The organism is Pseudomonas sp. GM_Psu_1 (assembly GCF_026544185.1).
GTDB lineage: Bacteria > Pseudomonadota > Gammaproteobacteria > Pseudomonadales > Pseudomonadaceae > Chryseomonas > Chryseomonas oryzihabitans.
Genome location: NZ_JALNUX010000008.1, coordinates 28,788 through 41,272 on the forward strand (window position 1 = coordinate 28,788; position 12,485 = coordinate 41,272).

The 12,485-nt window shown below is 67.0% G+C and carries 11 protein-coding genes; 8 read left to right on the forward strand and 3 right to left on the reverse strand.

Annotation, left to right across the window (positions count from 1 at the left end; genetic code table 11):
* The first annotated feature begins 100 nt into the window (after positions 1-100).
* Positions 101-2,494 carry a DEAD/DEAH box helicase gene (locus tag OXS31_RS14900; RefSeq protein ID WP_267399984.1) on the forward strand — a complete coding sequence of 798 codons (2,394 nt, stop codon included), beginning with the start codon at positions 101-103 and terminating at the stop codon, positions 2,492-2,494.
* A 162-nt stretch (positions 2,495-2,656) separates the two neighbouring features.
* On the opposite strand, the gene OXS31_RS14905 is transcribed toward OXS31_RS14900, so the two are convergent.
* Complete coding sequence (locus OXS31_RS14905; protein WP_077172360.1) at positions 2,657-3,124, reverse strand: DUF4442 domain-containing protein; 468 nt, start codon at positions 3,122-3,124, stop codon at positions 2,657-2,659.
* Positions 3,125-3,281: 157 nt separating this feature from the next.
* Entirely contained in the window at positions 3,282-4,472 is a 1,191-nt protein-coding gene (locus tag OXS31_RS14910; protein ID WP_007160527.1) for a sugar transporter, read from the reverse strand.
* A gap of 416 nt (positions 4,473-4,888) precedes the next feature.
* Here OXS31_RS14910 and OXS31_RS14915 point away from each other — a divergent pair, with 416 nt between their 5' ends.
* Both OXS31_RS14915 and OXS31_RS14920 read left to right on the forward strand, forming a co-directional pair.
* Positions 4,889-5,224 (forward strand): DUF305 domain-containing protein, encoded by a 336-nt coding sequence (locus tag OXS31_RS14915; protein WP_027598986.1) that lies wholly within the window; start codon positions 4,889-4,891, stop codon positions 5,222-5,224.
* Between the two features lie 61 nt (positions 5,225-5,285).
* Positions 5,286-5,666 carry a VOC family protein gene (locus tag OXS31_RS14920; RefSeq protein WP_171991250.1) on the forward strand — a complete coding sequence of 127 codons (381 nt, stop codon included), beginning with the start codon at positions 5,286-5,288 and terminating at the stop codon, positions 5,664-5,666.
* Positions 5,667-5,807: 141 nt separating this feature from the next.
* Here the strand turns inward: OXS31_RS14920 and OXS31_RS14925 are convergent, their stop codons facing one another.
* Positions 5,808-6,656: a CAP domain-containing protein gene (locus OXS31_RS14925; RefSeq protein WP_027601597.1), complete on the reverse strand. Its 849-nt coding sequence runs from the start codon at positions 6,654-6,656 to the stop codon at positions 5,808-5,810.
* Positions 6,657-6,809: 153 nt separating this feature from the next.
* Between OXS31_RS14925 and OXS31_RS14930 the strand changes: the two genes are divergently transcribed.
* The 5 genes from OXS31_RS14930 to OXS31_RS14955 all read left to right on the forward strand — a co-directional run bounded on the left by OXS31_RS14930 (position 6,810) and on the right by OXS31_RS14955 (position 12,425).
* Positions 6,810-7,091, forward strand: coding sequence for a peptidylprolyl isomerase (locus OXS31_RS14930; RefSeq protein WP_007160531.1), 282 nt, complete (start codon positions 6,810-6,812; stop codon positions 7,089-7,091).
* Between the two features lie 93 nt (positions 7,092-7,184).
* Positions 7,185-7,607: a GFA family protein gene (locus tag OXS31_RS14935; protein ID WP_027598988.1), complete on the forward strand. Its 423-nt coding sequence runs from the start codon at positions 7,185-7,187 to the stop codon at positions 7,605-7,607.
* 235 nt (positions 7,608-7,842) lie between these two features.
* On the forward strand, positions 7,843-9,876 hold the full coding sequence (locus OXS31_RS23400) for a methyl-accepting chemotaxis protein (RefSeq protein WP_276591404.1): 2,034 nt from the start codon (positions 7,843-7,845) through the stop codon (positions 9,874-9,876).
* Positions 9,877-10,473: 597 nt separating this feature from the next.
* On the forward strand, positions 10,474-12,069 hold the full coding sequence (locus tag OXS31_RS14950) for an isocitrate lyase (protein ID WP_267399996.1): 1,596 nt from the start codon (positions 10,474-10,476) through the stop codon (positions 12,067-12,069).
* A 26-nt stretch (positions 12,070-12,095) separates the two neighbouring features.
* A complete protein-coding gene (locus tag OXS31_RS14955; protein WP_027601593.1) occupies positions 12,096-12,425 on the forward strand; it encodes a hypothetical protein in 330 nt (109 codons plus the stop codon).
* Positions 12,426-12,485: the final 60 nt, after the last annotated feature.

Below are 12,485 nucleotides of genomic sequence, written 5' to 3' on the forward strand. Positions count from 1 at the left end.
GCCACGTGCCCCCTATCTGCCGAATGGCGCGCCTCCGGGTGACCCCGTGGCCCTGGCCGGGGTCCCATGCCCTATAGTCCCAAGGAAAGCCCCTACCCGCATGAGCGATCACCGCCTCCGCAAGCAACGCCGCCTCGAACGCCTGCAGCGCTTCCTCGACTGGGCCGGCCGCACCCATCCCGACTTCGTCGCCAAGCAGCAGCACCAGGAACTCTGGTTCAAACCCTACTCGGGCTATCCCCTGCCGCACCTGGGTCGTATCGCCAAGGCCTTCTGGCTGGGTCTCGACGAAGCCACCGCGGTAGCCGTCGGCAGCGCGCCCGATCCCGACAGCCTGCTGGGCCAGACGCTGCTCAATGCCGGCAAGACCTTCGGCTATCCGGTGGATGTCTTCGGCAGCGAAAAGCTCTTTACCGGCGGCGCGGCGAGCGAATTGCTCGAACCCCACTGGGCGCTGAATCTGGCCGACAGCGCTTCGGCCGAGGCCTTTGCCGCCGCGGTCAGCGAGCGTCTGGGCAATGCCGTGCGCGAGCGGCTCGGCCTCCTGGCGGCGCCCTTCGCCGAAATGGCGGACGAGGATCGCCAGCGGGTGCTGGAGCGGGTGCCCCAGGCGTTGATCCGCCTGGACGACTTTTTGCCGCGGGCGGTGGAGGTGCTCAACGAAACGCGCCACGAATTGAGATTCAACGTGGTGCTGACCCACGAGGACATTCGCCTGGAGATCCCCCGGCGGCTGGCGGCCAACCAGGGCCGACTGCTGAGTGACGCCGATGTCGCCGCGCTAAGGGCCGAAGCCGAGGCGGACCTGCGCGAGCGTTTCGCCGTGCTGGTGGGCGAAGCCGATGCCCTGGACTTCGATCTGCACCAGCTGGGCACGCCGCGCCTGCAGGAGCTGATGCGCCTGGAAGCCGACAAGCTGCGCCGCGCGCTGCGCCACGCCGTGACCCAGCAGCGTGAGAAGATGGCCTTCGCGGTGCTGCTGGAAAACAATCCGCGCTTCGGCCAGTACCACCAGAATTATCCGGCCCGCCGCCTGACCCGCACCTGGACCGCCCTGCTTGGCCCTACCAACAGCGGCAAGACCCACAGGTCCATCGAGGCCATGGCGGCGGTGACCCATGCCATCTACCTCTCGCCGCTGCGCTTGATGGCCCTGGAAAATCAGGAGCGCCTGGAATCCCTTGGCGTACCCTGCTCGCTGGTCACCGGCGAGGAGGAGATCATCCGCCCGGGCGCCACCCACTTCTGCTGCACCGTGGAGGAATTCGCCCGCTTCCGCCGCCAGCAGTGGGAGGTGGTGGTGGTCGACGAGGTGCAGATGCTGGCCGATCCGCAGCGCGGCTGGGCCTGGGTCGATGCCCTGGTCAGCGCCCACACCAAGCGCCTGCTGATGACCGGCCCGGCGCTGATCGAACCCTCGCTGCGCACCCTCTGCGAGCTGTGCGAGGACCGCCTGGAGATCAAGCCCACCAAGCGCCTGTCGCCAGTCACGGTGGCGCGCCACGCCACCACCCTGGAGCGCCTGGAACCGGGTTCGCTGCTGGTGGCCTTCAGCCGCCGGGTGGTGCTGGAACTCAAGGGCCTGCTGGAGATGGCCGGCCGCCGGGTGTCGGTGGTCTATGGCGCCCTCTCGCCGGAGGTGCGGCGGGAACAGGCGCGGCGCTTCCGCGAAGGCGAGACCGAGATCATGGTCGCCACCGATGCCGTGGGCATGGGCCTCAACCTGCCGGCCCATACCCTGTGCTTCTACACCGACGAGAAATTCGACGGGGTGGAGAACCGGCCGTTGCGGGTGCAGGAGGTCAAGCAGATCGGTGGGCGTGCCGGGCGTTTCGGTCATCATGCCGAGGGCGAGATCACCGCGCTGGAGCCCCACGTACTGCGCAACATCAAGCGGCTGTTCCACAGCCCGGACGATCCGGTGGATTTGCACCAGTTCCAGGTGCGACCGAGCCTGGAACACCTGCGCGCGCTGTCCGAGTTCATGGAGGAGCCCAGCCTGCTGCGCACCTGGCTGACCTTCAATCGCAACATCAACTATGGCGACGCCTTCGTCTCGGTACTGCCCGACGAGCTGGCCGAGTGGATCAAGCTGATCGACCTGCCCGGTATCGACTTCCAGCTGCGCTGGATCTTCGCCTGCACGCCGATCCGTGGCGGCCTGGAAGGCCCGGCCAGCAGCCAGGCCCAGCGCTGGCTGCGCAGCGTCGCCCGCGGCGAGCCGGTGGATCTGCCGCGCATCCCCATGGGCACCGATCTCGCCGGACTGGAAAGCGCCCTGCACGTGGTGGAGACCTATCTGCACCTGTCGCGCAGCCTGCCCGAGCTGTTTCCGGCCCTGGAACGCGGCCAGGATCATCGCGACCTGCTCAACGACGCCATCACCCGGGAGTTGTCCCGCCGACGCCGGCCGCGTGGCCAGGAAAAGGGCCAGGGCAAGGGCGGCCGCCGCCAGGGTCGCGGCGAGCGGCGTGGTGGGCGCTTCGGGCGTTAAGCGGATCGGGAGTCGCCGAGGGTCATGCTACCGATCGCGGCCATGGGCCGCTCCTACAGGGAAATGATGCTCCTGTAGGAGCGGCCCATGGCCGCGATAGTCCAAGCCAGAACGGCCGCATCGGCGGACCGCCATGGCCGCGATAAAGAAAGACAGTCGCTCCTACCGGGACGTCCCCAGCGGCGCCCGCGCCTTGAAGCTCCAGGTGAAGAAGAATTCCGCCACCTGCTCACCGCTTTCGTCGGTGCCGACGCTGCGCAGCTCGACCTGCTGCGGCTCGCCGGTCTCCCGGGCGCGCACCAGCGCCGCGGCGATGGCCGCGCCCTGGTCGCAGCGAAAGACGATGGTGCCCACGGCCTTCTTGCTGAAGGTTGCGCTCATGGCCACGACCAGCATGGCGTAGCGGCTGCCGGAACGGCGGATGTGCCGGTCGGCGAGGATGCCGGTGGAAAATTCCGCCGCCATGCCCTCCACCGCCCAGAACATGCTCTTGAAGGGATTCTGGTTCAGCCAGCCATGGGTGACCTGCATCTGGCAGCCGGCATCGTCCAGGTGGCGCAGGCGCAGGCCGGCGATCTTGGCGATGGGCACCTTGGTCCAGACGAAGAGATTGAACAGCAGTCGATTCATGGCGAGCGCATCCGGCAGCCTGGCCGGAGCGCCAGGTGCCCGCAGCTTAGCGCTTCGCCCCGGGCCGCTCCATGGCTGGCGGACGCGGCCCGGTAGACAGTTCGCGACCCCCGGGTCGCGCGGCCGGGGCGCCTCGCCGAAGAGGCGCCCGCGGGCCTTATAGCGGATTGGCGTTGAGTTGCTCGGCGTAGCGCCGGGTCATGAACACCGCGAACAGCAGACCGGCCACCGCCAGGCTGCCGCCCACCAGGCCGACGTAGGGCATGCCGACATGGGTCCCCACCACGCTGCCGAGCAGGGCGCCGCCGCCGATGCCGACGTTGTAGATGCCGGAGAACAGCGCCATGGCGACGTCGGTGGCGTCCTTGGCCAGGGCCAGCACCTTGGATTGCAGCGCCAGGCCGAAACTCATGATGGCGATGCCCCAGATGACGCTCAGACCTTCCAGCATGAAGCTCTTCCAGGCGAACGGCAGCAGCAACAGCAGCGACAGGGCGATGCCGGCGATGGCCGCGATCAGGAAACCATTGGGGAATCTCAGGCTGTAGCGGCTGAACAGCAGCGAGCCGATGACGCCGGAGCCGCCGAACAGCAGCAGCAAGGCGGTGATCTGCATGCCACCCATGCCCGCCACCTCCACGGCAAAGGGCTCGATGTAGCTGTAGCCGGTGAAATGGGCGGTCACCACCAGGGTAGTGAGCAGGTAGATGCACAGCAGCGCCGGGCGCTTGAACAGCACCGGCAGGCTGGCCAGGGAACCGGAATTCTCGCTGGGCAGCAGCGGCAGGTTGCGCGCCAGCCAGAGCACCGTGCCCACCGCCAGCGCCGCGATGGCGACGAAGGTGTAGCGCCAGCCCAGCAATTCACCCAGCACCCGACCCAGCGGGATGCCCAGCACCATGGCCAGGCAGGTGCCGGTGGCCAGCAGGCCGAGCGCCTGGGTCTGCTTGCCGGCCGGGGCGATGCGCACCGCCAGCGAGGCGGTGATCGACCAAAACACCGCATGGGCGAAGGCGATGCCGATGCGGCTGGCCACCAGCACCTCGAAGCTCCAGGCCACCCCGGAGAGGCCGTGGCAGGCGATGAACACGATGAAGACGAACACCAGCAGCCGGCGCCGCTCGATGGAGCGGGTGGCGAGCATCATCGGCAGCGACATCAGGGCCACCACCCAGGCATAGATGGTCAGCATCAAGCCGACCTGCGAGGGGCGCATGTCGAAGCTGCGCCCGATGTCGCTGAGCAGCGCCACCGGAACGAATTCCGTGGTGTTGAAGATGAAGGCGGCCAGGGCCAGGGCGATGACACCGGACCAGCTGGGCTTCCGGGCTTCGGCGGTAGCATCCATGGGGGGTCTTCTACTCCAGAGCGAAAGGGTGGATGGCGACTCTCGGTCAGAAAGCCGACGACAAAAACCCACGAGCAAAGGCCTGGCCCGCCTGCGACGCCGGGTCGCGAGCGAGAAGTCTGCCGTAGGTAGGGATTGGAATTGAATGTAGTAAAAATTCTACGCTGTCGATTCGGACCATCACAACCTCCCGCAGTTGCGCCTGACAGCGGCAATCGCCTGGCCGAAGCGGCCAACCGCCTGATCGGTGGCGCTTTTTTACCCGGGAGCAGCACGCCGATCGCCTGGCGCTGCGACAAAACATCGCGAAACCTTTTGCCTGGACGAAGCTCCGAGCGAAACGCGCCGGACGATTGACCTTACCCCAGGGGCAAGCTCTAGCCTCGGCGTCACCAGCCCAGTCAGGAGCCTCCCCCATGCGTATCGTCCTCTCCTCCACCCTGCTCGCCCTCAGTCTGCTCGCCGGCGGCGTCGCCCAGGCCGCCGAGACCCAGCACCCGGCCCACCAGGACATGCAGAAGAGCATGGAGACCATGCACCAGGGCATGGAAGAAGGCCTCAAGGCCAAGGACCCGGACCTGGCCTTCGCCAAGGGCATGCTGGCCCATCACGAGGGCGCCGTCGACATGGCCCGCTATCAGCTGCAGCACGGCAAGGACCCAGAGATGCGCAAGCTGGCCGAGGACATCATCCAGGCCCAGCAGAAGGAAATCGACCAGCTCAATCGCTGGATCAAGGCCCACGGCAAGTAATGGCGCACCGCATCCGGGACTGGCACAGTGGGACGCCAGTCCCGACGCGGAGTCCACCATGCTGATCGACCATCTGGATCATCTGGTCCTGACCACCATCGACCTCGCCGCCTGCGAGGATTTCTACACCCGGGTGCTGGGTATGCGCCTGGAGACGTTTGGCGCGGGGCGCAAGGCGCTGCGCTATGGCAACCAGAAGATCAATCTGCACGAGCGGGGGCACGAATTCGAACCCAAGGCGCACCTGCCGGTGCCGGGCGCCCTCGACCTCTGCTTCATCGCCCGGGAGCCGCTGGACCAGGTGATCGCCCATCTGCAGCGCGAGGGCTGGCCGATCATCGAAGGCCCGGTGGCTCGCACCGGCGCCACCGGACCGATTCGCTCCGTCTATGTCCGCGATCCCGACCTCAATCTGATCGAGATCGCCGAGTACCCGACCTAGGCTCTGCGCGAAAGGTCGCCGAGCGAAGGTCAGGCGAGGCGAAAAGAAGCCTGAGGAAGCGGAGTTTACGAGTGGTAAATGAGCATTCCGAAGGCGTTTTCAACGACGCATCACCGAGTGCAGGCACTTTTCGTACAGAGCCTAGCGCGGCCGACCGAACACCTGGGTCCAGTAGAGGCTGTGGGTGCTCCGCGGATTCAGGGCATAGGCCGCGCCCATTTCGGTGAATTCCGGATTCATCAGATTGGCGCAGTGGCCCGGACTCGCCAGCCAGCCCTGCATGGCCTGGCTGACCGAACCGGCGCCCGCGGCGATGTTTTCACCGATGCGGGTCCAGCCGTAGCCCTGTTTGCCCACCCGCTCGGCCACGGTGCCGCCGCCGGGGGCGGTATGGGAGAAGTAGTCGCGACCGGCCATGTCCTGGCTGTGGGCCAGGGCGGCATTGGCCAGCGCCGGATTCCAGCGCAGCGGGGTGGTCGCGGCAAAACGGCGGGTGCCGCAGGTGCGCGCCTGGGCCCGGGCGCGATTGACCTCGGCCAGCACCGCCTTGCCAGCGCTCTGCCAGTCGCCCAGGCCGGCGCTCACCACCGGACGCGCCAGCACCAGCTGCCAGCGCGGACCCTGCTGACTCACCCCGATCTGCGCATAGTCGCTGCTGGCCAGCGGCCGGCAATACTGCTGGCGCAGTCCGGCCATGGCCGCCTGGGCGGTGGGGGCGCCCGCCAGCATGATCACCTGCACCGCCGATGCCTGATAACCCGCGGCGCGCAGATCGCCCTGCAGCCGATCGCGACCGGTCAGGCGCACTGCCGCCAGGCGATTGTCGGCGGCGAGCGGCGCCGCGGCGCGGGTACCCGGGCAGCCCTGGGGGGCGGCGCGATAGGCGTTGATCAGACTGACCAGACGCGCCTCCTCGGGCGTCGCGGCGAGGGCGGCCTGGGTCAGCAGGGTCGTGGTCAGCAACAGGGACAAGGCGGGGAAACGGGACATGCGCGAGCGGATCCGGAAAAGACGGAAGCGCTATGTACCCGGCCTGAATCCAGGGCGCAAGCCAGACCGGTGGCCAGCCGAGGAACGGATGGCAGTTTGCTTGCAAGGGTGATTGGAGTAGGCTCGCCGGCTCATTCAACAGGAGTCTCTCCCATGGCCAAAGCCTCTGCCCGCCACATCCTGGTTTCCAGCGAAGCCAAGTGCAACGAACTCAAAGCCGCCATCGAAGGGGGCGCCGATTTCGCCCAGGTGGCCAAGGACAACTCCAGCTGCCCCTCCAGCCGCCAGGGCGGTGACCTGGGCACCTTCCGTCCGGGCCAGATGGTCAAGGAATTCGACACCGTGGTGTTCAGCGCCCCGCTGCACCAAGTCCAGGGTCCGGTTAAGACCCAGTTCGGCTATCACCTGGTGGAAGTCACCAGCCGCGAAGATTGATCGCGCCAGTGCTCCCGCTCGCAGCGGGGGCACCTCCCTTCCCTGCGCCCAACCGGCTATCCTGCAGACCTCCTGTCTCACGAGGATAGTGCCATGTCCCTTCCCCTCGAACGTCACGGTCAGTGCCTGTGCGGCGCCGTCCAGCTGGATTGTCGCCTCGACAGCCTTGCCGTCTCGGCCTGTCATTGCCGGACCTGTCGCCGTTGGAGCGGTGGCCCGCTGCTGGCAGTGGACTGTGCTCAGCCACCAGTGATCGGCGGTGGCGATGCCCTGGCCGTCCATGCCTCGTCCGACTGGGCCGAGCGCGGCTTCTGTCGCCACTGCGGCACCCACCTGTTCTACCGCCTCAAGGCCGAGCCGTACTACGCCATTCCGGTGGGCCTGCTCGAGGGCAGCGACTGGTTGCTGGACAGCGAGATCTTCATCGAGGAAAAGCCGGCTTGGTACTGCTTCGCCAACCAGACCCGCCAGCTGACCGGCGCCGAGGCCATCGCCGAGCACGGCGAACAGGACTAGTCGCCTTCCGGCGTCAGCCATGACCACCGGTCGCCTCGCTGCGGGCGACCTCGGGGTCATGCGCACGCTCGTTATCACGCCAAGGCTCATGCCAGAGCCCCGGCCTCTGCCGCACCCCTGATCCGTTGCGCCCGGTCGCCTGCGGCCTGGGCGCACACCCCTATCAAGCCACCGGCAAACGCGCCGATGCCTGGGTGAGCTCCCTTTCCCAGCCTGCCAGACAAGAGGAACAATCATGGGGTTTCTGCAACGCTTCGGCGCGCGTGCCCGCCAGGGCGGTAGCGGCGTGTTCAGCCTGACCTGCTCCGCTCGCGAACTCGGCGACCGCCTCGGCGGCGTCGCCCTCAAGCCCACCTATATCGCCGGCTTCGTTTCGCCGCACCTGGACCTGAACGCCATCGCCCGGCAGCTGGCGGGGCGCTTTCCCGGCGCATCCATTAGCCTGTGCACCACCTCCGGCGAACTCTGCGGCAGCGAGCAGCGCCTGTATTGCGCCGCCGACGGCGCCTGGGACCGGCTGGTGCTGCAATTCTTCGACGCCTCGGTCATCGCCTCGGCCGAGGTGGTGCACGTGCCGCTGGACAGCGAGGACATCCGCCGTGGCGGACCGCGGCGCAGCATGAAGGAGCGCCTCGCCCGCCTGACCGAGTCGCTCAAGCGCCTGCAGGTGCGCACGCCCATCGATCACCGCGATACCCTGGCCTTCGTGCTGTTCGACGGCCTGTCCGCCTCGGAATCCTTCTTCATGGAGGCGCTGTACGAGTCCGGCCGCTTTCCCTGCCTGTTCGTCGGCGGCTCCGCCGGCGGCAAGGGCGACTTCCGCCAGACGCTGCTGCACGATGGCCGCAAGGCCTATGAAAACCATGCCCAGCTGGTCTTCCTGAAGATGGCCCGGAACACCCGCTTCGGGGTGTTCAAGAGCCAGAATTTCAGCGCCACGCCGCTCAGCCTCAGTGTCCTCACCGCCTCCCTGGAAGAGCGCTACATCAGCCAGGTGGTCGACAGCCGCGGCCAGATCAAGAGCATGGTGGCGGCCCTCTGCGAGGCCCTGAGCTGCGGCGCCGAGCAGCTGGCGCAGCGCCTGGCGGACTATTCCTTCGCCATCCGCGTGGGCGAGGAGCTGTTCGTCCGTTCCATCGCCCGCATCGACTACGAGCGCGAGCGCATCCACCTGTTCTGCGACGTGGCGCCCGGCGAAGAGCTGGTGATGGTCAAGCGCACCTCCCTGGTGGACGCCACCCGCGAGGACTTCGCCCGCTTCCTGCAGGGCAAGAGCGGCACCCCGCTGGTAGGCGTGCTCAACGACTGCATCCTGCGCCGCGCCAACAACGGCGCCGAGCTGCCGCGCATGGGCGAGGTGTTCGGCCAGACGCCGGTGGTGGGCTTTTCCACCTTTGGCGAGATCCTCGGCCTGAACCTCAACCAGACGCTCACCGCGGTGTTCTTTTTCCGTACCCCGGAGGGCGCGCCCTTCCGCGACGACTACGTCGACAACTTCGCCGCCCACTACGGCGAGTTCAAGGCCTTCTTCCTGCGCCGGCAGATCAAGAAGCTGGCCGGTCTGAGCCAGGTGGTGGTCAACCAGATCAACGAATTCAAGCGGCAGAACTTCACGGGTGTGGTGGATGCCCAGGGCCTCGACGACTCCATCCAGGCGGTGTTCGGCGGCCTCGCCGACCTTGGCCAGGTGCTGCGCCAGGCGCACCAGAGTCGCCAGGAGATCGGCGAGCAGTTGCGGCACTACTCCGGCGAATTGCACAGCAGCATGGACGATCTGGCGGGCAATATCCTGCAGCAGGGCGAGGTCACCCGCCAGGCCGACAGCACCGTGCAGCACCTCACCGAACAGGCCGAGGACGTGGTGCGCAGCGCCAACGAGCTGAGCCAGTCGAGTCTGCGCATCCAGTCCATCGTCCAGGTGATCCAGCAGATCGCCGGCCAGACCAACCTGCTGGCGCTCAACGCGGCCATCGAGGCGGCGCGCGCCGGCGAGAGCGGTCGCGGCTTCGCGGTGGTGGCCGACGAGGTGCGCAACCTGGCGGCCATCACCCACAAGAACGCCGCCGAGATCGGCGCCGACATCGACCAGTTGTCGCGCGCCATCAGCGAGGTCGGTGCCCATATCGCCGGCCAGGCCCAGGACGTGGGTTCGCTGCAGGAGCTGCTCGCCGTCCTGCGCGAGTCCGGTCGCCTCACCGCCCAGACCTCCCACCGCACCAAGGACATCGCCGATACCCTGACCGGTCTCACCGCCGCTACCTCGTCCTAAGGCAGGAGGGGACTTACCGTTCGTCGGCACTGACCGGCAAGTCCCGCCCTCTTCCCGCACCGCCGCCCCTCACCAGGAGGGGCGACCGGAGGCCGCCGGCTCACCCTTTGAGTGACCGCAGGGTCACGGCCAGCGCCGTGGCTTGCGGCCCTGTTTTGCCCTCATCGGCGACCCATGAGTCAGCAATAGACGCCCCAAACCCGCTCCCGGCCGCGTCTACGACTTTTGTAGTGACTATACGAAAGCACTACAAAACTGAGTTGACGACGCCCTTGTCTCCTGCAAATCTCTAGCTGCACCGGACGCGAACCCCCTATCCATGCGGGTCGCGCCTGGGCTCCGGGTGACCCTCGGGCCGTCTTGCGTAGTGATGCTCAAGAGGCACTACAAGAGAAGACGACTGAAATGCCGCGCTGCTCGAGGCAGCGTCGCCAGAGGTGACGTCCGGATCCATGCAGGAACGTACGGCGACATGACTCGACAGCTGGGCTGACCTTTCGCCTTCGCGACCGGTATCCGGGTGGCAACCGCCATCCCGCTGCCGGACGTTGGGAAAAGACTGGTACCCAAGCCAACCTCATCGAGAAGGATCGACTCATGTCCGCTTACGAGAACGACGTTCAGGCCATCGCCGCCCTCAAGAACAGCACCGGCAATCACTGGAGCGCCATCAATCCGGAGTACGCAGCGAGGATGCGCCTGCAGAATCGCTTCAGGACCGGTCTCGACATCGCCCGCCACTGCGCGGCCATCATGCGCCGGGACATGGCCGCCTACGACGCCGACAGCAGCGCCTACACCCAGTCGCTGGGCTGCTGGCACGGCTTCATCGGGCAGCAGAAGCTGATCGCCATCAAGAAGCACCTGGGCAGCACGAAAGGCCGCTACCTCTATCTGTCCGGCTGGATGATCGCCGCGCTGCGCTCGGAATTCGGCCCGCTGCCGGACCAGTCCATGCACGAGAAGACCAGCGTGCCGGCGCTGATCGAAGAGCTCTACACCTTTCTGCGCCAGGCCGACGCCCGCGAGCTGGGCATGCTGTTCCGCGAGCTGGACGGCGCCCGCGCCGCCGACGAGAACGCCAAGGCCGCCGCCATCCAGGCCAAGATCGACAACCATGAAACCCATGTGGTGCCGATCATCGCCGACATCGACGCCGGGTTCGGCAACGCCGAGGCCACCTACCTCCTGGCCAAGAAGATGATCGAGGCCGGCGCCTGCTGCATCCAGCTGGAAAACCAGGTCTCCGACGAGAAGCAGTGCGGCCACCAGGACGGCAAGGTCACGGTGCCCCACGAGGACTTCCTGGCCAAGATCAACGCCGTGCGCTACGCCTTCCTCGAACTGGGCGTGGACGAAGGCGTCATCGTCGCCCGCACCGACTCCCTGGGCGCCGGCCTGACCAAGCAGATCGCCGTGAGCAAGCAGCCGGGCGACCTGGGTGACCAGTACAACAGCTTCCTCGACTGCGATGAGGTGGACGCCAGCCAGCTGGGCAACGGCGATGTGCTGATCAGCCGCGGCGGCAAGCTGCTGCGGCCCAAGCGCCTGGCCAGCGGCCTGTTCCAGTTCCGTGCCGGCAGCGGTGTGGATCGCGTGGTGCTGGACTGCATCACCTCGCTGCAGAACGGTGCCGACCTGCTGTGGATCGAGACCGAGAAGCCCCACGTCGGCCAGATCAAGGCCATGGTCGACCGCATCCGCGAGGTCGTGCCCAATGCCAAGCTGGTCTACAACAACAGCCCCTCCTTCAACTGGACCCTGAGCTTCCGCCAGCAGGTGTTCGACGCCCTGCAGGCCGAGGGCAAGGACGTCTCCGCCTACGACCGCGCCAAGCTGATGAGCGTGGACTACGACGACACCGAACTGGGGCGCCTGGCCGATGCGCGGATTCAGAGCTTCCAGCGCGATGCGGCGCGCGAGGCAGGCATCTTCCACCACCTGATCACCCTGCCCACCTACCACACCGCGGCCCTGTCCACCGACAACTTGGCCAAGGGCTACTTCGCCGAGGAAGGCATGCTGGCCTACGTCAAGGGCGTGCAGCGCCAGGAGATCCGCCAGGGCATCGCCTGCGTCAAGCACCAGAACATGGCCGGCTCGGACATGGGCGACGACCACAAGGAATACTTTGCCGGGGAAGCCGCGCTCAAGGCGGCGGGCAAGGACAACACCATGAACCAGTTCCATTGATCACGGCCACTGCGGAGGACACGCTCATGAACCTGAACGACAACCCCAGCCTGGACGATCTCAAGCAACTCTTCGGCCGGCTCAAGGACAAGAACCACAACCACATCCTCTGGGTCTGCGAGAGCGGGGCGGTGCACGTCGACCGCCTGCCCGGCGGCGAGACGCCCGAGCAGTTCGAAGAGCGCCATCCCAGCCTGCGCATCCGCTTCAAGACCTACAACAAGGGCGGCGGCTACGTCGGCAAGTCGGCGGCGGCGGACGACAACTTCATCAGGAGCGTCCACACCGCCCTGCAGGAGCACTGGCGCCTGGCCGGTCGGCAGCAGCAGCCGGCCTATGTGGATCGCTACTACTGAAAGAAAAAGGGCGCGGCGGGTAGCTGATCACCCGCCGCGCCCTGCCCCACCTCTGAGGCG